Below are 18599 nucleotides of genomic sequence, written 5' to 3' on the forward strand. Positions count from 1 at the left end.
GCAATTACTCCGCGGCGATGCGGTGTTCGATCGGGTCCGGCCGGTCGGCGGAATAGAATTCCGCCATCTTGGTCACGAACTCGTCGACGAAGACCTGAATGTCGTTGGTCAGGTCCTTGATCCGGGAGATCAAGTAGTTGTAGCCGAACAGCGCCGGGATCGCGACGCCGAGGCCGGCGACGGTCGCCACCAGCGCCGCGGCGATGCCGGGCGCGATCGCATTGACGTTGACGTCGCCGCTCGCCGCGATCGCAGCGAAGGTGATCATGACGCCGACCACGGTGCCGAGCAGGCCGAGGAACGGTCCACCGGAGATCGCGATGGTCAGCACCACCATCATGCGGTTGAGCCGCTGCATCTCCTTGACCACGCCGCTATCGAGCGCCGCACGGATCGCCGCGATCGAGACCGCCGACAGCACCGGCGCGCGCTGCGAGTTGTTGAAGCGATGGCGGATTTCCGCGGCGCCGATGTGATAGATGCGGTAGAGCGAGGACGAGCGCATCATCTTGGCGTCGGCCTCGGTGAGCCGTCCGCCCAGCGTCGAGACGTCGTCGGCATCGCCGCGATCCAGCATGGTGAGATCGGCGGCGATCTCGCGGAAGCCCTTCATGAACTGGGCGTTCGCCCTGGCCTGCTTGTTGAGATACGAGGCCTTGTCGATCATCACCACCCAGCTGATCGCGGCCATGATCAGCAGAATGCCGATCACCACCCAGCCGTCGAGCGTCACCGACTTCAGGATCACCGCGAAGTAGCCGGACAGCCAGCTTGCGGTCTCCTCGTCGACGCTGAAGGCCATCAGCTTGGCCTGGTCAGGGCCCTGCCCGATCGCCATCACCTTGATGAGACCGGCGGGGCGCGCGACCTTGCTGATCTGCAATTCGTCGATGTCGCCGACGAAGCCGGCCATAGCGGCAGCGGGCGCAGGTGCCGGCGTTGCCGCCGCATCCGGCGTCGCCGCGGGCGTGGCGCCACCGTCCGCAGCCGACGCATCAGGGGGCACTGATGGTGTCGCTGCGGACGGGGCCGTCGCAGGCGCGATCGGAGAGGCACTGGAGGTCGACGAGTCTCCTCCGATCAGGCCAACGGTATTGAGAGCCGGCAGGCTTGCACTGAGCGCGGCGTAGGATACGCCGTCGAGATACAGCGTGACCTGGCCGTTTCCGGCAACGACGGCGACATGGTGCCAGCTACCGGCCGCCAGCGGTGCTCCGGCGCCCGAGCGTTGTACGGAGCCTGCATTGCTGACTTCGACAAACGGACTGCCGTTGTCGATACCGACCACCAGCGCGTTGGCGCCGTCACGCCGGCTGAACAGCGCAGCGTTCGGCTGCAAGGCAGCCGGCTTGATCCAGGCCGACCAGGTCAGCGCGGCACCATCCGGCGACGCGAGCGACGGCGAGGCCGGCACGGTCACCGGCGCGCGGCCGTCGAGCCGCAAGCCGGTCCCGATCAGCGAGCCGTCCGCCGGCTGGCCGACGCTTTGGGCGTTGTTCGCCCATACCGAGGAATCGATCGCCGGCGTGCCACGCTCGTTGAAGTGATAAACCGTCAGCGTATCCGGATCGTAGGTTCCCTTGGGATCGCTGGTCGCGAGCGCTTTCTTGTTGCCGTAATAGAGCCAGATATCGGTCCGCGCGCCCGGCGCGAGGTTCGGCACCGCGACCCAGACCAGGCCCTCGCCCAGCAGTGAGTCGAACTTCTCGATGTGATGCTTCAGCGGCGTCTTGTCGTCACCGGCGACGAACCGCAGATCGCTGCCGTCGTCCTTCGCCGCGCTGAAGCGGAAATTCCCGACATGCAGTCGCACCAACACCGCGGCCGCCCCGATCGGATCGGTAACATTGGCACCTGATGCGCTGACGTCGACCGTGATCTTCTTGCGCAACGACCATTCGTCGTTCCACCACGCATTCGCCGGCGCGAGCGACGCCACCAGGGCGACGAGCCCGAACAACAATGCCGTCGCGGCGTTCGCGATGCCTCGGCGCAGCGCCGGCCGGCGCGTGCGCCGCTCGAGAGTAAGACCCATCCCCATCAGAATTCACCCCAGATTCGGAAATTCACGCGCGGACTGTTTGCGTGCGTGTATGCTTGAGTAACCCCCGGCACCGAAAACGCGACCATGCCGTTGAAGTAGTCGAACGTCTTGAACCGCGTGCCGACGCCGTAGCTCCATGCGACGAATGACGACTCCTGGCCGGGCAGCGGCTGCTGGATCGCCGTGTACCCGCCATCGAAGAATGTGAAGAAGCGCCAATCGTTGAAGGTGACGAAGCGCGGCTTGCCGTCGCCGGTTTCGCTCTTGAGCTCGCCTTGCAGCATGCTGCCGACATTGGGCGTGCGCAGCTCGAAATTGGCGACCGCGCCGTTGTCGCCGAGCACCTCGGATTCGAGGTAACCGCGAACGGTATCGAGACCGCCGAGGCTGAACTGCTCGCTCGAGACCAGCGGCCCGTCGGCAATCTGCCCCTGCACCTTGCCGTAGAGCTGGAAGCCTTCCGGCAGCTCCTGGGTATGCGAGACGTCGAGATTGAGGTGGGTAAAGCTCGGCGACGCCTTGAAGCGCTTCGCGTCGAACTCGTCCCACGGGCTGCTCAGCGTCCGGATGTTGTAGCTGACGCCGGCATTGAACTGCGTCGTGAACTTCTCGTCCTGGAACGTCGCCCCGTAGGTCGCAACGACGGGATAATAAGTGACAGGCGACGAGAACCCGTCGGTGCCGAGCTTCACGGTCTGGTCGAAATGCTTGTAGTCCATGCCGACCGACAGCGTGTGGAACAAGCCTTCGCGCGTCGGCAGCGTGATCACGGCGCGCTCGCCGATGATCGTGCCGGGACCGACCACGTTGGTGCCGCCGATAGTCGCGACATTGCTGTTCGACTTCACGCTGTAGAACAGCAGGCTGAGCCAATCGGCGTTGGGCACGCGCGCCATATACGAGCCGGAGAACACCTCGGCATCGCTCGGGCGCTCCGGCGCGACCTGATAGGTGAAGCTCAGAGAGTGGCCGAGTTGCCACAGATTGTCATAGTGTACGGTGGCGGAGACACGGCTCGCCGTGGTGGACGGCGATTGCCGGTTGTTGGCTTCGAGGCTGGCGTGGAACGGCGCCTTGTCCTCGACATTGAGATCGACGTCGACGGTGCCCGGCGCCACGCCGGCGCGCAGCGCCGGAGTGACGCGGCGATCCGGCCACTGGTTGAGCGACACGATGTCCTTGGTGACATCGGTGAAATTGGGAACGCTGCCCTCCTTCAGCGAAGGCGCGCTGTCCTTGATCCGGTCGAGATCGAAATAGCGCGAGTTCTTCACTCGCAGCCGCCCGACCTTCAGCTCGGTCACCTTGAGGGTGACCACGCCGCCCGTCACGTTCTGCTGCGGGACCGCGACGCTGACGGTCTGAAAACCCTTGTCGTGATACGCCTTCTCCAGCGCGGCCCGCGCCTTCTCGACGTCTTCCGAGGTCTTGTGCGGACCGAGGAAGGGATAGATCGCTTCCTCGATTTCGACCTGCGGCAACTTCTCGGCGCCCTGCACCGCGAAGTCGTCGATGTCGAAGCGCTGCAGCGGCGCCGACGGCTTTTGCGCCGGCGCATTGGCCTGCGCCGGCTGTTTGCCCGCTGCCGGCACTGCCGCCGCAGCGGCGGAATCTTTCGCCGCCTCCTTCGCCGCGCGCGCCGGAACGATGGCCGCCAGGGAGCCAACCACAGTGAGTGCCGCAGCCGACACGCGCAACCCGATCCGGCATCGCAGGCGACGCCCCAAAACCCGATGATCTCTTCGACTACGCACAGACGTCCCACTTAGTTCGCGCAGACGCGCGCCATCGCGACTGGAAGGCCGCGATGACGACGCCTTACTCAGAAGACGTCCGGGCGAACGCAAACCCGCAAAAGAATCTGCGGCGTCGCAAAAGAAATTTTTGGTTTGTGAGGAAATCGAGCGGCGCGGCGTCGATTCGTTCGAATGGAGCTCCGTTCCGATTGAATTGGAGCAAGGCTCTGGATCTTCTTGACGCGTTTTCTTTGCGCGAGCCGGTATCCACTTCAGGCGAACCGGTATCCACTTCGCTCGAAAACGCTTGAGGTCAGCTCATCAGCACGACACCGCCCGGCAGCGATGTGATCCGCGCGCCGAACAGCTGCTCGACCTGGGCGACGAAATTGTCGAGCTTGTCGACCTGAAATGTGCCGTTGACGAGCCGGCGTCTCAGTTCCGCGTTGGTAATGATGATCTTTCCGGCGCGATACCGGTTCACTTCGTCGACGACGCTCGCGAGCGGCCGGTCGCGGAAGATCAACAGTCCGGTCTGCCAGGCAGCGACCTGTTTGGCATCGACCGGATGCGATGCCTGCAGGCCCGCGGGCGAGTAGGTGACCTGCTCTGCCTTGCGAAGCTGCACGGAGCGGCCGTCCTGCTCGACGGTGACGATGCCGTCGAGGCACGTCACCGAAACCACGCCATCGAGACAGCGTGCGTTGAAATCGGCCTGCAGCGCGCTGATGCGCCCGTCGCGCGCCAGCATCACCAGCGGCGTCGATGACGACCTTCGGGCCACCACCGAGGCCTCGCCGGAAATCAACTCGATCCGCGTTTCGTTCGGCGTGGGCCGCAGCGCGACGCTGGTCTGGGTGTTCAATTCAACCGAAACATCCGGCGCCAGCATCACCTTGCGCTGTTCGCCCTTTCCGGTCCGGTAGTCGGCCGAGAGCTCCTCGATCGATGGCCACATGTCGAGTGGCGGGCGGAGCATCATATAGCCGGCCGCAGCCGCGATCGCGCCGCCGAGCACGATGCGGCGCGTCAAGAGGCGTGATGACCGGGGCGGCAACGCCACCACGGAGGCTGCCGTGGCCTGTTCATCGGCAAGTTCCTTTGCCGCGGCGCTGGCGCTGCGGAGCAGCCGCGCAGCCGCTCTGAAGGCATCCTCGTGGGCGGGACTTTGCGCGCGCCAGCGCTGCAACGCATCGACGTCGGCGCGTGTCGGCGCACCGGCTTTCAGCCGAACAACCCAGTCAAGCGCCTCATCCAGCAATGGATCGGGCCCGGAAGTGCGGGTCGGCTCGGTCACGACGGATCGCTCATCACCCTGCTCGTCAAACCTCAACCTCCCGATCGCGTCGGGCACATAGCGAAGGTCGCTATATAGACGATTCCGACGGCAGCCGGGCACCGCAATCGGCCGTTGCGCACAACGCAGGCAGAAACATCCGGCAATCCCAGCACGCGCGGTATCGCGCGTCGGGAAGTTGCGCGGCGACCGCATGCGGGGCCGATCAGGTCTGAACGTGCCTTGAAACAGCTCAACACTTCCAGCGAACCTTTCCCATGGACCCAAACGGTCCTTATGAGATCGCTCTCTACCCTATAGACGACGGAAAACCCGCTATCCCGCAGAACAGAGGTTGAAAATCCTGCAGCCTGTGCCCCCTGATTTCAGGTCAAGCGCCTGCAGTTGTTGGAAATAGTTCCCGCAACAAATTTCCTCGGCGCGCCGCGCGTGACGGCGTGCGTCACAGCCACGGCAAATTCGATCAAGAACGGGGACGAGGACCGCCGAGACGACGGATCAGCGTATAGTCGAGGCAATCGGCACAATGGCTCAGGGCCAACTTCAAATCGCTTTCCACTGTTCGCACGCTGACGCCGAGGCGGGTTGCCACATCGTTCGGCGTCCGTCCCTCGATCGTAACACTGTAAAGAACATCGCGCGACCGCTCTGGCAGTTCGGCCAGCGCGCGCTTGAAGGCATCAATATCGGATCGCGCCTCGACGATTCTCGCCGGGCTCGGTCCGTCGTCGCTGACGTCGAGCAATGAGTCGATTTCGGCGGCGCTGACGCGCAGATTCTGCGCCTTCTGGCGATCCCGGGCGATGTTGATCGCGATCCGGAAGATATAGTCGGCGGGGCTGCGGATCGGCACGGCGTCAGTGACCCGCTCCAGCCGCAGGAACGTCTCGTGCAGGGCTTCGTACGCGAAGTCCGACGATCCCAGACGACGGGTCAATTTCTTGACGAGGCCGTCGTAGTTGTCTGCCAGCTGGCCCCGCAGCCGCACTCGATTGATTTCAGCCACGTTCCGCGGCCTCCCAGACACCAGCCCGATATCCAGATTGCATTGTTCTTGAAACTGCCAATCTCGTAACGGCCGCGCACAACACATTTATGACGGCAACAAGTCGACACCGAACGACACGCAAGCTAGTGCATCGCGGTCACATCCAAACAATGAACTGGCGTCCGCGATGACGAAGCCGAACGGTCCCGCGCAACCGGATCAGGCCGGGTCGAAGACCAGCGTGATCTGAATATTGAGCCGGTCGGGCAGCGCCGACGGGATCGACGGCAGCGGCTGCGCCCGCCGGATCGCATCGACCGCAGCCTTGTCGAGCACGGCCTGTCCGGAGCTGGTCTTGATCCAGACCTCAAGCAGGGTGCCGTCCCGCTGCATCGAAAACAGCGTCTCGACCGCCCCGTGCAGCCGCCCGAGCCGCGCAGCGTTCGGATAGCGCTGGTAGCGCGCGACGTGACGAAGCAGCGCCTGCTGGAACTTCACCGCGACACTGTTCGGCGGCGCATCGGCAGGCGACGGCGTCGGACGCAGGCTCGGCACGGCCGGCTCCGCCGGCATCGGCTCGCGCGCCGGGGCCGCCGTCAGATTATCGAGCGGCGGATCGGAACTCTCCGGCGACACCTCGGTCCGGCTCGCAAGGGTCGCGGTTTGCGGCTCCGACACCGGCGCAACCGGAATCGGCGCGGGCGACGGGCTCGGCAGCAACCGGACCTGGACGATCGAGCTCTGCTCCGGGCTGGCCGGTCCAGCCGGCGGCTGCAGCCGGATCCAGTAGATTCCCCCGACGAACAACAGGGCCGCGATGGCCGGCACCAGGAGCAGACGCAGCACCTCGCCCGAGGTCCAGGCGCTCGGATCCTCGGGGTGAAACAGCCGGGTCATCGGACTCAGGCCCCGCGCGCCATCCGCTCCGCTGCTGTCGTTGGCCCTCATTGGAACGATTTCACCCGGATCGCGATCCGCACCGGCTGTGACGCATTCGCGGGCGTGGTCCGGCTGACGGTCAAGCCTTGCAACGCCGCGGTCACCGCCGCATCGCGGTTCTGATCGCCGGTCGAGCGCAACAACTGGGTTCGCTGGATCGTGCGCGAGGGATCGATCCACAGGTCGACGACGAGCTGATAGCTGCCGCCGCGCGATCCGATATTCTTCTGCAATGCCCTTTGCAGGTCGAGCTGCAGGCTCTCGCTGTAGTCGCGCAGCGCGCCGGTGTCGTTGCCGTCGCTGGTCGCCCGCACCTGCAGCGTGCCGAGCGACAGATCCGCGGTCGCAAGCGGGCTCGCCGGCGGATGGTCGGCGCGCACGGCACGCGACGCAAGCGTGATCGCATCCGGGCGAATGTACTGCACCTTCAGGTCGGTTCCCGTCAGAAGCAGATTCAATGCATCCTCGGGCGTGAGACTGCCCTCGACCGGCGTCGACTTCCGGCCCGTCGCAGAATTGCTCTCGTAGAGCACCTGAACTCCGGTTCGCTCGCCGTAGGCCTGCAGCGCGCTTGCAAGCTGCTGGGCCGGGATGTTGAATTCGATTGCAGCCGATGCCGCGACGGAGTCGCGCTGCTGCGCGGCGACCGCGCAGATGCTGCCGATCAGCAGTGCAGCCCAAATCGCAAACAGATACCGCGACGTCGCGGAGGCTCCCGGAGCGTCAGCGCCCGCGCGTGCACCATGTGATCCAACTGCCGTCATAACCTTGCTTCGGACCAAAGTGACCGCGGGTGAAATTCGGCCAGCATGTCTGTGCGGGTTGGCCTTCCGGCCAGCGAGCCTGCGTTCTTTATATCCGGAATGTGACGGCCGTCTAACCGGCAATATGATCGGCCGAGCTGCCGGGAATTTGTGCTGACCTTTCAGCGCGAAAAGTTCCCGAACCCCACCGATGCGGCGCGGCGATCGAGGCACGCGACGCCTCGCGGGCCAAAAAACGAGCGAGCGCTCTCTCAGAAAATTCGATCATCCCCCTTTTCCGACCGCCGGTTGGTGGGCTAGGAATTGAGCAAGGGCGCAAAGCCCGGCCCGGACCGGCAATCAAATGAAATGGTCCGGGGACATAGCCAGGGAGGCAACGTGGGTCTCGCGCGTCAGCGGCCGGGGACGAATGCGTTCGCGATGGACGTGCTTTGCGCACGCATCCTCGAACGCCACAGGGATTCCATCCGGGTCCAGAAGCCGCATCTCGCCGTTCCGAACCTCACGCGCATCATCGGCGCCACGCTCACGCTTTCCAACAAGCACGGCTTTCACGCCACCACGCTGCGCCAGCTCGCAGAAGCCTCCGGCCTCAGCATGGGCGGCCTTTATACCTATTTCGACAGCAAGCCGACGCTGCTGTCGATGATCCTCGGCGAGGTCGCCGAGACGGTGGCGGAGGTCCTCACCGCACCGCCCGCCGGCGTGAAGCAGGATGCCCGCAAGCATCTGCACTGGATCATCGCCACCCACATTCGCATGAGCGAGGCGATGCAGCCCTGGTTCGTGTTCTCCTTCATGGAGGCGAAATCGTTTCCGCCCGCGGAACGGCAGCGCGCCATCGAGATGGAGGTGATGACCGAGAAGATCATCGCCGACGTCCTGAAGCACGGCGTCGCCAGCGGGGTGTTCGCGATCGACCAGGTCACGCTGACGGCATCGCTGATCAAGCCGCTGCTGCAGGACTGGTACGTCAAGCGCGCCAAGTACCGCAGACGCGGCACCTCGATCGAGGCCTACATCAACGCCGTCGGCGCCTTCGTCGACGCCGCAGTCGCCGGCCGGACGCGGCCGAGCCGTGTCGCGACCGGCTCCCGCACCAGATCCAGGCCGACGGCGCAGCCATAGCAGCAGGAAGGACGAGGCAATGAAGCGATTGCGGTTCAACCAACAGGAGATCGTCTTCGCCGTATTCGCCGTGCTGTTCCTGGCGTTCTCGATTTTCCTGCGCGGCTTCCTGACGCCGGAGAACATGCTGACGCTGCTGCAGAACGTCGCGGTGCTCGGCATCCTCGGGCTTGCGATGGCGCTGGTCGTGATCGGCCGCGGCATCGACATCTCGCTGATCGCAGCGCTCGCGGTCCCGCCGGGGCTGGTGCTGCAGATGGTGCAGAACGGCCACTCGCTGCCGGCCTCGCTGCTGACGGCCGTGCTGCTCACGATCGCGTTCGGCCTGATCAATGGCTGGCTGATTGCCTATGCCGAGGTCCCTTCGCTGTTTGCGACGCTGGCGACCGGCCTGCTGCTCGCCGGCCTCGGCCAGGCCGCGCTGTTTCAGCTCGACGTCGTGCAGTGGAGCGACGGCATGAAGGGATTCGAGCGGCTCGGACAAGGCACCATCGCTGGCATTCCGACCTCGATCGTGATGTTCGCGATCGCCTGCGTGGTGGTCGCCTTCCTGCTGCGCCAGACGCGCTGGGGCGCCTATATCTACGCGATCGGCGACAATCCCTACGCGGCCCGCGTCACCGGCATCCCCTCGCGGCCGATCATCGTGCTGCAATATGTCGTCGCGGCCCTGATCGGCTGCTTCGCGGGCCTGGTGATGGCGGCCTCGGTCAACTCGATGCCGACCCGCATCTTCAACTCGACCCTGATCTACGACGTCATTCTGGTCGTCGTGCTCGGCGGCATCGGGCTGTCGGGGGGGCGCGGCGGCGTGCTCAACGTCGTCATCGGAACGCTGCTGATCGGCACCATGCTCAACGGCATGACCATCATGGACATCTCCTATGCCGGACAAAACCTCGTCAAGGGTGTCGTCCTGCTGCTCGCCGTCATCACGGATTCATTCCTGAATCCGCGCAACGAAGAAACGGCACAGCAGGGCGACATCTGAACCAAGTCACAGAACGATCAATCACGACCAAGGAGGAAGCAATGAAGTACGCTGTCAGGACTGCCAAGGTGATCGCCGCAGCGCTCGGGCTTGCGGCCATCGCCGCCCCGGCTCTGGCCCAGCAGGGCCTCGACGAGCCGTTCCAGAAGCCGTTCAAGGAGTCGCTCGCCGGCAAGACGGTGGCCTACGTTCCGGTCGCCATGAATTTCGACCTCACCGAAGGCTGGTACGCCGGCATGAAGAAGGAGCTCGAGCCCTTCGGCGTCAAGTTCGAGATCCGCGATCCCAACTGGAACACCAATGCCGGCGCGCAGGCGGTGACCTCGCTGATCTCGGAGAAGCCGGCCGTGATGGTGATCCACAATCCGGACGTGCAGACCTACGCCAAGCTGCTGCAGCGCGCCGAGAACGAGGGCATCTACGTCATCCAGATCAACATGGGGTCGGCCTATCGCTCCTCGGCCTTTGTCGGCGCCAACTGGATCGAGATCGGCGAGAAGGACACTGAGGCGGTCGTGAAGGCTTGCCAGGGCAAGTCGAACAAGATCGCCGTCGTGCAGGGCGCGCTCTCGGCCGCCGCCAGCGCCTACACGCTCAAGGGTGTCGAGAACGTGCTCGCCAAGCATCCGGAGATCAAGGTGGTCTCGAGCCAGGCCGCCGACTGGGACGCGGCAAAGGCCAAGGCGATCACCCAGACCGTGCTGAAGCAGAATCCCGATCTCTGCGGCATCGTCGGCTTCTGGGACGGCATGGACATCGGTACCGCGGCCGCGGTGAAGGAAGCCGGCCTGACCGGCAAGGTGTTCGTCGCAACCTCCGGCGGCGGCGAGCGCAAGGGCGCCTGCGAGCTCGTGAAGTCCGGCGCCTTCGACCTCAATTTGAGCTACGACGTGCCGACCCAGGCCGCGCAGATGGCCGGCACCATCAAATGGCTGTTGTCGTCGGGCGCCAAGGCCGGCTCGATCAAGGGTTCGGAATACACCACCCTGATTCCGATCACCAAGGAGAACGCGGACAGCCAGACCGCGTGCTGGAATCTCGGTGACCTGAAGAAATAATCCGGCCATTCCCGCTGAATGTCCCGGGCGCATCCCGCCCGGGACGTTCACCTCCCATAATCGAACGCCTTGCTGGAATGCCGATGCGCGACACCTTGACGAGCCTGCGTTACCGCTATTGGCCGGATCATCTCCTCGGCGAGATCCTGTCCAAGCGCTGGACCGAGACTGCAATTCCGGTGATCCTGCTGTTGATCGTCGGCTTCGCGCTGAGCCGCTCCATCGATCACTTCCTGTCGCCGGCGAGCCTTGCCGACACCGCGCGGCAAGCCGGCGAGATCGGCTTCATCGGGCTCGGCATGGCGCTGGTGGTCATCGTCGGCGGCATCGATCTGTCGGTCGGCTCGATCTTCGCGCTGACGGATTTCTGCGCGCTCTATCTGCTCGACGTGCTGAACTGGCCGGTGCCCGCGGTGGTGGCCGGCACCCTCGCCTGCGGCGCACTGCTCGGCGCCGTCAATGGCGTGCTGATCGGCTATCTTCGGCTGCGCGCCTTCATCACCACGCTGATCACCCTGATCATCTACCGCTCTGCATTCGATCTCCTGATCCAGCGCTACTCCAATTCGATCGCCGCGGCCTTTCCCGACATCCCGTCGTGGAATTTCATCGGCGGCGGCGATTTGTTCGGCATTCCGAGCGTGGCGCTGGTCTACATCGCGATCGCGATCTTCGGCCATATCTTCATGACCCGGCTGCGCCCGGGCTGGCACATCACCGCGATCGGCGGCTCGCGCCGTTCGGCCTACAATTCCGGCATTCCGGTTCGCCGCACCATCGCGCTGTGCTACGTCGCGAGCGGCGTGCTGACCAGCATCGCCGCGCTGTTCTTCGCGGCAAGGCTCGGCACCGTCGGCGGCGATATCGGCGTCGGCCTCGAGGTGATCGTGCTGACCGCGACCGTGCTCGGCGGCATCACACTCGGCGGCGGCAAGGGCTCGGTCGCCAAGTCGCTGGTCGGCGTTCTGATCGTGCTGCTGATCACCAACGGCCTGACCACGCTCAATGCGCGCGGCGGCATCAACCGCATGGCGCTCGCCGGCATCCTGCTGGTTGCCGCAATGGTCGACATCCGCTGGCAGAAGAACCGCACCCGCATCATCAGCAAGGTGTATGTCGCGCCGACCTATCACGCCTTGCCGCCGCCGCCAGCCACCGAGATCGGCCAGGGCGGCCCGTTCGAGCAGAACGACAAGCTGCGCGACGTCGAACTGATCGGTCTCGGCCGCATCGAGGCGCCGGAGGACGTGATCCTCGATCGCAACAACAATCTCTACGCCGGCTCGCGCCATGGCGACATCATGCGCTTCTTCGCGCCCGACTATCAGCGCATGGAGGTGTTCGCCCATATCGGCGGCCAGCCGCTCGGCATGGCGTTCGACCGGCGGGACAATCTCTATGTCTGCATCGGCGGCATGGGCCTCTACCGGATCACGCCCAACGGCACCGTGGAGAAGGCGACCGACGAGACCAATCGCAGCATGCATTCGGTGAACGACGACAGCCGCCTGCGGCTCGCCGACGACCTCGACATCACCGACGACGGCCTGATCTTCTTCTCCGAAGCCACCGTGCGCTACGAGATGGACGAATGGCCGATCGACGGCCTCGAGGCGCGCGGCAACGGCCGCATCATCTGCTACGACACCAAGACCGGCGCCACGCATACCGCGCTGCGCGGCCTCAAATTCCCCAACGGCATCTGCGTCGCCAGCGACGGCCAGTCGATCCTGTTCGCCGAAACCTTCGGCTGCTCGATCAAGCGGCTGTGGTTCGCCGGGCCGAAGAAGGGCCAAGTCGAGGTGGTGATGGACAATCTGCCGGGCTATCCGGACAACATCAACCTCGCCTCCGACGGCAATTACTGGCTGGCGCTGGTCGGCATGCGCAGCCCCTCGCTTGACCTTGCCTGGAAGATGCCGGGCTTCCGCCGCCGCATGGCCAAGCGCGTCCCGGTCGACGAATGGCTGTTCCCGAACATCAACACCGGATGCGTCGTCAAGTTCAACGAACAGGGCAAGATCCTCGAATCGTTCTGGGACCTGCGCGGCGAGAACCATCCGATGATCACCTCGATGCGCGAGCATCGCGGCTATCTCTATCTCGGCGGCATCATGAACAACCGGATCGGCCGCTACAAGCTGGAGAACGCCGACCCGAACTTCGTACAGTATGACAAGCGCTGGGGGAAAGCGTCGTGATCGCGGCCGTCAGGGAATTCGCCAACCGCTTTCTCGGCCGCGGCGAGGCCACCATCACCGTGCCGTCGTTCGACGGCGCGCTCAAGCCGAACCAGAAGCTGGAGGCGGCAACCACCGTGCTGGAATGCGAGGCGCCCGAGGACCTCGCAACCGACGGCCGCAACCTCTATGTCGCCGACGGAAGGCGCCTGCTGCGCCTCGACGGCAGCGCTGCGACCGAGCTGCGCAGCTTCGAGCAGCCGATCTCGGCGCTTTGCGCGCTCGCCGACGGCGGCATCGCGGTCGCGCTCCGCGGCCGCGAGGTGCGCCTTTACGCCAATGCTTCATCGGGCGAGCCTGGTGTGACGTTCAGCGACGCCGCCTTCAACGCGATCAACGCGCTGACGCCGGCGGACGACGGGACCTTGATCGCGACCGACGGCTCGGCAAGCTGCGACGTTGACGATTGGGCACGCGACCTGATGGAGCTCAACCGCAGCGGCCGCGTGTTCCGGCTCGATCCCAAGACAAGGTCAGTGAAACCGCTGGCTTCAAAGCTAGGCTACGCCTTCGGCGCCTGCGCGCGCGGCGACGGCGTGCTGGTCAGCGAGAGCTGGCGGCATCGTCTCGTGCTCGTGTCGGACGGCAGGCCTCCGCAGACCGTGCTCGGCCACCTGCCCGTCTATCCGTCGCGGCTGTCGAAGGCTGCGGGCGGCGGCTACTGGCTGACCGCGTTCACCGCACGCACCCAGCTGATCGAATTCGTGCTGCGCGAGCCGGCCTACCGGCGCCGCATGATGGCCGAGATCGATCCGGCCTACTGGGTGGCGCCGCGGCTGCGCTCGGGCTTCTCGTTCAAGGAGCCGATGCAGGGCGCGCACATCAAGACGATGGGCGTCATCAAGCCGTGGGCGCCGCCGCGCTCCTACGGCCTCGTGATCCGGCTCGGCGAAGACGGCAAGCCGCTGTATTCGCTGCACAGCCGGGTCGACGGCGTCAATCACGGCGTCGTCGCCGCACTCGAGCTGGGCGGCGACCTTGTGCTGATCGCCAAGGGACCGGGCCGCGTGCTGAAACTGCGCCTCGCCGGGCTCGCCGAGGAGACAGGCTCATGAGCGACACCGTGCTTTCGCTGCGCAAGGCCACCAAGCTCTACGCCGGCGTGCCCGCCATCGAGGGCGTCGACTTCGACCTTCGTCGCGGCGAGATCCATGCGCTGGTCGGCGAGAACGGCGCCGGCAAGTCGACGCTGACCAAGGTGATGGCCGGCGTCGTGACGTTGACGTCGGGCAGCATGACGGTCGACGGCTCCGACGTCGCGCCGCGCACGCCGCTCGAGGCCCGCCATCTCGGCATCGCCATGGTGTTCCAGGAGAACAGCCTGGTGCCGACCATGACCGTGGCGCAGAACCTGTTTCTCGGACAGGAGAAATTCTACAACCGGCTGCGCGGCATCTACATCGCCGCCCAGCAGTTCCTGCAGTCGCTCAATTTCGACGTGACGCCGACCGCGACCGTGAGCGGGCTCGGCGCGGCCAAGAAGCAGATGGTGGAGATCGCGCGCGCGGTCCTGCACAAGGCCAAGGTCATCATCTTCGACGAGCCGACCGCATCGCTGACCCCGGAAGAGAAGAAGTATTTCTTCGACCTGGTCCGCGATCTCAAGAAGCGCGGCGTCTCGATCGTCTTCATCTCGCACGCGCTGGAAGAGGCGCTGCTGCTCGCCGACCGCATCACCGTGCTGCGCGACGGCAAGCACGTCGTCACCGACGACGCGGCGAAATTCGACCGCGCGGCGATCGTGCAGGCGATGGTCGGACGCGACCTCTCCAACACGCTGTACGGCGCCAGGAAGACCAGCGTCCGCCCGGCCGGGGCTCGCGTGCTCACGGTGCAGAATCTGAAGATGGCGCCGATGGTGAAGAACAATTCGCTGTCGGTGTTTGCCGGGCAGATCACCGGCGTGTTCGGCCTGGTCGGCGCGGGCCGCACCGAGACCTTCAAGATCGTATCCGGCGTGTTGAAGCGCGACTTCTTTCATGGCGGCGAGATCCTGCTGCATGACAAGCCGGTGCGCTACCGGGTCCCGGCGCCGGCGGTGAAGGCCGGCATCGCCTATGTTACCGAGGATCGCAAGGTCGAGGGGTTCTTCGAGACCGCCTCGATCGCCCGCAACATCTATCTCGGCCTGCTCTCGAAGTTTCCCGGTGGCCGGATGCTGCTGTCGCGGCGCGAGACCAACACGGTCGGCAAGGGCTGGATCCAGCGCCTCAAGGTTCGCGCCATCGGCGACGAGGCCAAGGTGGTCGAACTGTCGGGCGGCAACCAGCAGAAGGTGGTGATCGCCAAGTCGCTGGTGCAGGAGCCCGACCTGATCATCTTCGACGAGCCGACCCGCGGCGTCGACGTCGGCGCCATCGTCGAGATCCACGAGCTGATCAACCAGCTCGCCGACGAGGGCAAGGCGGTGGTGGTGATCTCATCCTATCTGCCCGAGATCATGGCGCTCTCCGACCGCATCCTGGTCTCGCGCCAAGGCAAGGTGGTCGAGGAATTCTCCGCGGTCGAGGCGACCGAGGAGAAGATCATGTATGCGGCGATCCATTGATGCCGCAACAGACATGCGTCGTGGCCTGCCGGCCACGCCATGGAAGCCGTGTCTGCGGCGATCCCGGTTCGCCCGCTACTGCTTTGGACCGACGGTCCCGGTCGCCTTCAATCTCGCCGACCTCACCCAACCCGAGACGTCGTTGCCGCCCCGCGGATTGAGGTACATCACCGACGACCAGCCATCATCGGTTTGCGCGTAGGCGACGAGCTCGTCGTTCGGAATGACGAACACGCCGCTGATCGGGCAATGAAGATTCGGCGCCGAGTAGAATTGCAGCCGTCCCTTGCCCGTCACCACGTTGGCGAGCGGCGGCGACAGCATCGGAACGCGATTGGTGCCCTCCCGCGGCTCCTTGCAGCTCGACGGCGTCTGCGCGTGCACGGATGCGCCGAGCGCACCAAGCATCACGGCAGTGCAGACCAAGCAGGCGAGTACAGACCTGTCCGACATCACTTCATTCTCCCGACCGCATCGATGGCGATCACCCGGTATTTGTCGCAGGACATGCCGAGCAGGTTCTATGGATGCGACTGCAGGCTCAAACAACCTGCACCGGCGGCCGGCTCAGCGGACGCGGCCAATGGCAAACGCCGCAACGGCGCCACGATTGGCCGTCGGAACGATTCAGAAGATGTCCCGGTATTCATCTTTTATGCCATTGAGATATCGGCATGATTTGCCGGCTGCCACACCTGTTCCCTTGGGCCTGCCCGGAACTCTTCGGGAAGCGCAGCACACGGCCGGGTCGTGCCGCATGTTGATTGGTTGAATTCACGACGCCGGAGTCTTATGCGTGATGGCCATGAGCACCCTTGCCAACGCCGAACCGTCCCTCATGTCGTTGCCGCGCCACCGGGCGCGCCCCGGCAAGCCGGCACCATTCCTGCCGATGAACCGCGCCGAGATGGCGGCGCTCGGCTGGGACCAATGCGATATCGTGCTGGTGACGGGCGATGCCTATGTCGACCATCCGAGCTTCGGCATGGCGATCATTGGCAGGTTGTTGGAGGCTCAGGGCTTCAGGGTCGGCATCATCGCGCAGCCCGACTGGCAGTCGGCCGAACCGTTCAAGGCGCTGGGAAAGCCCCGCGTGTTCTTCGGTGTCACCGGCGGCAACATGGATTCGATGGTCAACCGGTATACGGCGGACCGGCGGCTGCGCCACGATGACGCCTACACGCCGGACGGCGAGGGCGGCCGCCGGCCGGACCGCTGCACCATCGTCTATGCGCAACGCTGCCGCGAAGCGTTCAAGGACGTGCCGATCGTGCTCGGCGGCATCGAGGCGTCGCTGCGCCGCATCGCGCATTACGACTATTGGTCCGACAAGGTGCGCCGCTCGGTGCTGGCGGACGCCAAGGCGGACCTTCTGCTCTACGGCAACGCGGAACGCGCCGTCGTCGAGGTGGCGCACCGGCTCGCCAATGGTGAAGCGCCGTGCGATCTCGACTCGATCAGAGGCGTCGCGCTGTTCCGCCGCGTGCCCGAGGATTACGCCGAGCTGCATGCCGACGACCTCGACTCCGCCGACGAGGGCGCAACGCGCCAGTCCGGCAACGTGGTGATCCGCCTGCCGGCCTGCGAGCAGGTCGAACAGGACCGCGAGGCCTATGCCCGCGCCTCGCGCGTACTGCATCGGGAGAGCAATCCCGGCAATGCACGACCGCTCGTGCAGCGTCACGGTGACCGCGACCTGTGGCTGAATCCGCCGCCGATCCCGCTGACGACGGCCGAGATGGACGCCGTCTATGACCTGCCCTACGCGCGCGCGCCGCATCCCTCCTACAAGGACGCCAAGATCCCGGCCTGGGAGATGATCCGGTTCTCGGTGACGATCATGCGCGGCTGCTTCGGCGGTTGCACCTTCTGCTCGATCACCGAGCACGAGGGCCGCATCATCCAGAACCGCTCGGAGGTCTCGATCCTGCGCGAGATCGAGCGCATCAGGGACAAGACGCCGGGCTTCACCGGCGTGATATCAGACATCGGCGGGCCGACCGCCAACATGTACCGGATGGCGTGCAAGGATCCGAAGATCGAGGCGGCGTGCCGGCGGCCGTCCTGCGTCTTCCCCGAGATCTGTCCGAACCTCAACACCTCGCATGACGACCTGATCCGGCTCTATCGCAAGGTGCGCGAGGTGAAGGGCGTCAAGAAGGTGATGGTGGCGTCCGGCGTGCGCTACGACCTCGCGGTGGAGAGCCCCGAATACATCAAGGAGCTCGTCACCCATCACGTCGGCGGGTATTTGAAGATCGCGCCCGAGCACACCGAGCGCGGCCCGCTCGACAAGATGATGAAGCCGGGCATCGGCGCCTACAACCGCTTCAAGAAGATGTTCGACGCCGCCGCCGAGCAGGCCGGCAAGAAATACTTCCTGATCCCGTATTTCATCGCCGCGCATCCCGGCACGACCGACGAGGACATGATGAACCTCGCGCTGTGGCTCAAGAAGAACCGCTACCGCGCCGATCAGGTGCAGACGTTCCTGCCCTCGCCGATGGCGACCGCCACGGCGATGTACCACACCGGCGTCAATCCGCTGCGCGGCGTGCGCCGCGGGGCGAGCGACAAGGTCGAGGCGATCAAGGGCCTCAGGCAACGCCGGCTGCACAAGGCGTTCCTGCGCTATCACGACCCGGATAACTGGCCGCTGCTGCGCGAGGCGCTGAAGCAGATGGGCCGTGCCGATCTGATCGGCTCTCGGCCCGATCAGCTGGTACCCGCGCAGCAACCGCCCGGCACCGGCAAGGCCGCTGGCACGCAACGCCCCCTGCGCGAGGGCGGCAGGACGCAGCGCTTCACGACCAAAGGCTTGCGGATGCGCAAGTGAGAGGCCATGGCTGGCCGGAAGTCGGATCCG

15 protein-coding genes are annotated in these 18599 nt (G+C 65.2%); 8 read left to right on the forward strand and 7 right to left on the reverse strand.

All coding sequences use genetic code 11. From position 1 onward, the window contains the following. Positions 1 to 4: 4 nt before the first annotated feature. Both XH92_RS40810 and XH92_RS40815 read right to left on the reverse strand, forming a co-directional pair. On the reverse strand, positions 5 to 2041 hold the full coding sequence (locus tag XH92_RS40810) for a DUF2341 domain-containing protein (protein WP_246788099.1): 2037 nt from the start codon (positions 2039 to 2041) through the stop codon (positions 5 to 7). Beyond that, on the reverse strand, positions 2041 to 3741 hold the full coding sequence (locus XH92_RS40815; RefSeq protein ID WP_371817902.1) for a ShlB/FhaC/HecB family hemolysin secretion/activation protein: 1701 nt from the start codon (positions 3739 to 3741) through the stop codon (positions 2041 to 2043). The genes XH92_RS40810 and XH92_RS40815 overlap by 1 nt, the downstream gene beginning before the upstream one ends. A gap of 110 nt (positions 3742 to 3851) precedes the next feature. Between XH92_RS40815 and XH92_RS40820 the strand changes: the two genes are divergently transcribed. Then, positions 3852 to 4091, forward strand: a complete 240-nt coding sequence (locus tag XH92_RS40820) for a hypothetical protein (RefSeq protein WP_194457064.1) — start codon at positions 3852 to 3854, stop codon at positions 4089 to 4091. A 2-nt stretch (positions 4092 to 4093) separates the two neighbouring features. Here XH92_RS40820 and XH92_RS40825 read toward each other — a convergent pair whose 3' ends face one another. The 4 genes from XH92_RS40825 to XH92_RS40840 all read right to left on the reverse strand — a co-directional run bounded on the left by XH92_RS40825 (position 4094) and on the right by XH92_RS40840 (position 7768). After that, entirely contained in the window at positions 4094 to 5077 is a 984-nt protein-coding gene (locus tag XH92_RS40825) for a FecR domain-containing protein (protein WP_246788103.1), read from the reverse strand. A gap of 463 nt (positions 5078 to 5540) precedes the next feature. After that, a complete protein-coding gene (locus XH92_RS40830) occupies positions 5541 to 6083 on the reverse strand; it encodes an RNA polymerase sigma factor (protein ID WP_194457066.1) in 543 nt (180 codons plus the stop codon). Between the two features lie 201 nt (positions 6084 to 6284). After that, a complete protein-coding gene (locus XH92_RS40835; protein ID WP_194457067.1) occupies positions 6285 to 6962 on the reverse strand; it encodes an energy transducer TonB in 678 nt (225 codons plus the stop codon). Between the two features lie 47 nt (positions 6963 to 7009). Next, a complete protein-coding gene (locus tag XH92_RS40840) occupies positions 7010 to 7768 on the reverse strand; it encodes an STN domain-containing protein (RefSeq protein WP_194457068.1) in 759 nt (252 codons plus the stop codon). Between the two features lie 420 nt (positions 7769 to 8188). On the opposite strand from XH92_RS40840, the gene XH92_RS40845 reads away from it, so the two are divergent. The 6 genes from XH92_RS40845 to XH92_RS40870 all read left to right on the forward strand — a co-directional run bounded on the left by XH92_RS40845 (position 8189) and on the right by XH92_RS40870 (position 15733). After that, positions 8189 to 8896 carry a TetR/AcrR family transcriptional regulator gene (locus XH92_RS40845; RefSeq protein ID WP_194461679.1) on the forward strand — a complete coding sequence of 236 codons (708 nt, stop codon included), beginning with the start codon at positions 8189 to 8191 and terminating at the stop codon, positions 8894 to 8896. Positions 8897 to 8915: 19 nt separating this feature from the next. Further along, positions 8916 to 9887 (forward strand): ABC transporter permease, encoded by a 972-nt coding sequence (locus XH92_RS40850; RefSeq protein WP_194457069.1) that lies wholly within the window; start codon positions 8916 to 8918, stop codon positions 9885 to 9887. Between the two features lie 41 nt (positions 9888 to 9928). Beyond that, positions 9929 to 10945, forward strand: coding sequence for a sugar ABC transporter substrate-binding protein (locus XH92_RS40855; protein WP_194457070.1), 1017 nt, complete (start codon positions 9929 to 9931; stop codon positions 10943 to 10945). Between the two features lie 77 nt (positions 10946 to 11022). Further along, on the forward strand, positions 11023 to 13146 hold the full coding sequence (locus XH92_RS40860; RefSeq protein ID WP_194457071.1) for an SMP-30/gluconolactonase/LRE family protein: 2124 nt from the start codon (positions 11023 to 11025) through the stop codon (positions 13144 to 13146). Beyond that, positions 13143 to 14240 carry a hypothetical protein gene (locus tag XH92_RS40865; protein WP_194457072.1) on the forward strand — a complete coding sequence of 366 codons (1098 nt, stop codon included), beginning with the start codon at positions 13143 to 13145 and terminating at the stop codon, positions 14238 to 14240. Before XH92_RS40860 ends, XH92_RS40865 begins: the two co-directional genes overlap by 4 nt. Further along, positions 14237 to 15733: a sugar ABC transporter ATP-binding protein gene (locus XH92_RS40870; RefSeq protein WP_194457073.1), complete on the forward strand. Its 1497-nt coding sequence runs from the start codon at positions 14237 to 14239 to the stop codon at positions 15731 to 15733. Before XH92_RS40865 ends, XH92_RS40870 begins: the two co-directional genes overlap by 4 nt. Before the next feature lie 75 nt (positions 15734 to 15808). Here XH92_RS40870 and XH92_RS40875 read toward each other — a convergent pair whose 3' ends face one another. Next, positions 15809 to 16186, reverse strand: a complete 378-nt coding sequence (locus XH92_RS40875) for a hypothetical protein (protein ID WP_194457074.1) — start codon at positions 16184 to 16186, stop codon at positions 15809 to 15811. A gap of 352 nt (positions 16187 to 16538) precedes the next feature. Between XH92_RS40875 and XH92_RS40880 the strand changes: the two genes are divergently transcribed. Continuing rightward, positions 16539 to 18569, forward strand: a complete 2031-nt coding sequence (locus XH92_RS40880) for a YgiQ family radical SAM protein (protein ID WP_371817903.1) — start codon at positions 16539 to 16541, stop codon at positions 18567 to 18569. The last annotated feature ends 30 nt before the right edge of the window (positions 18570 to 18599 follow it).

Source organism: Bradyrhizobium sp. CCBAU 53421, from assembly GCF_015291625.1.
Taxonomy (GTDB): Bacteria; Pseudomonadota; Alphaproteobacteria; order Rhizobiales; family Xanthobacteraceae; genus Bradyrhizobium.

What these genes read in the sequence shown, in the direction of transcription:
- XH92_RS40810 (WP_246788099.1), bottom strand. Translation starts at nt 2,041, where the DNA reads ATGGGGATGGGTCTTACTCTCGAGCGGCGCACGCGCCGGCCGGCGCTG.
- XH92_RS40820 (WP_194457064.1), top strand. Translation starts at nt 3,852, where the DNA reads ATGACGACGCCTTACTCAGAAGACGTCCGGGCGAACGCAAACCCGCAA.
- XH92_RS40835 (WP_194457067.1), bottom strand. Translation starts at nt 6,962, where the DNA reads ATGACCCGGCTGTTTCACCCCGAGGATCCGAGCGCCTGGACCTCGGGC.
- XH92_RS40840 (WP_194457068.1), bottom strand. Translation starts at nt 7,768, where the DNA reads ATGACGGCAGTTGGATCACATGGTGCACGCGCGGGCGCTGACGCTCCG.
- XH92_RS40845 (WP_194461679.1), top strand. Translation starts at nt 8,189, where the DNA reads ATGGACGTGCTTTGCGCACGCATCCTCGAACGCCACAGGGATTCCATC.
- XH92_RS40850 (WP_194457069.1), top strand. Translation starts at nt 8,916, where the DNA reads ATGAAGCGATTGCGGTTCAACCAACAGGAGATCGTCTTCGCCGTATTC.
- XH92_RS40855 (WP_194457070.1), top strand. Translation starts at nt 9,929, where the DNA reads ATGAAGTACGCTGTCAGGACTGCCAAGGTGATCGCCGCAGCGCTCGGG.
- XH92_RS40860 (WP_194457071.1), top strand. Translation starts at nt 11,023, where the DNA reads ATGCCGATGCGCGACACCTTGACGAGCCTGCGTTACCGCTATTGGCCG.
- XH92_RS40870 (WP_194457073.1), top strand. Translation starts at nt 14,237, where the DNA reads ATGAGCGACACCGTGCTTTCGCTGCGCAAGGCCACCAAGCTCTACGCC.
- XH92_RS40875 (WP_194457074.1), bottom strand. Translation starts at nt 16,186, where the DNA reads ATGTCGGACAGGTCTGTACTCGCCTGCTTGGTCTGCACTGCCGTGATG.
- XH92_RS40880 (WP_371817903.1), top strand. Translation starts at nt 16,539, where the DNA reads ATGAGCACCCTTGCCAACGCCGAACCGTCCCTCATGTCGTTGCCGCGC.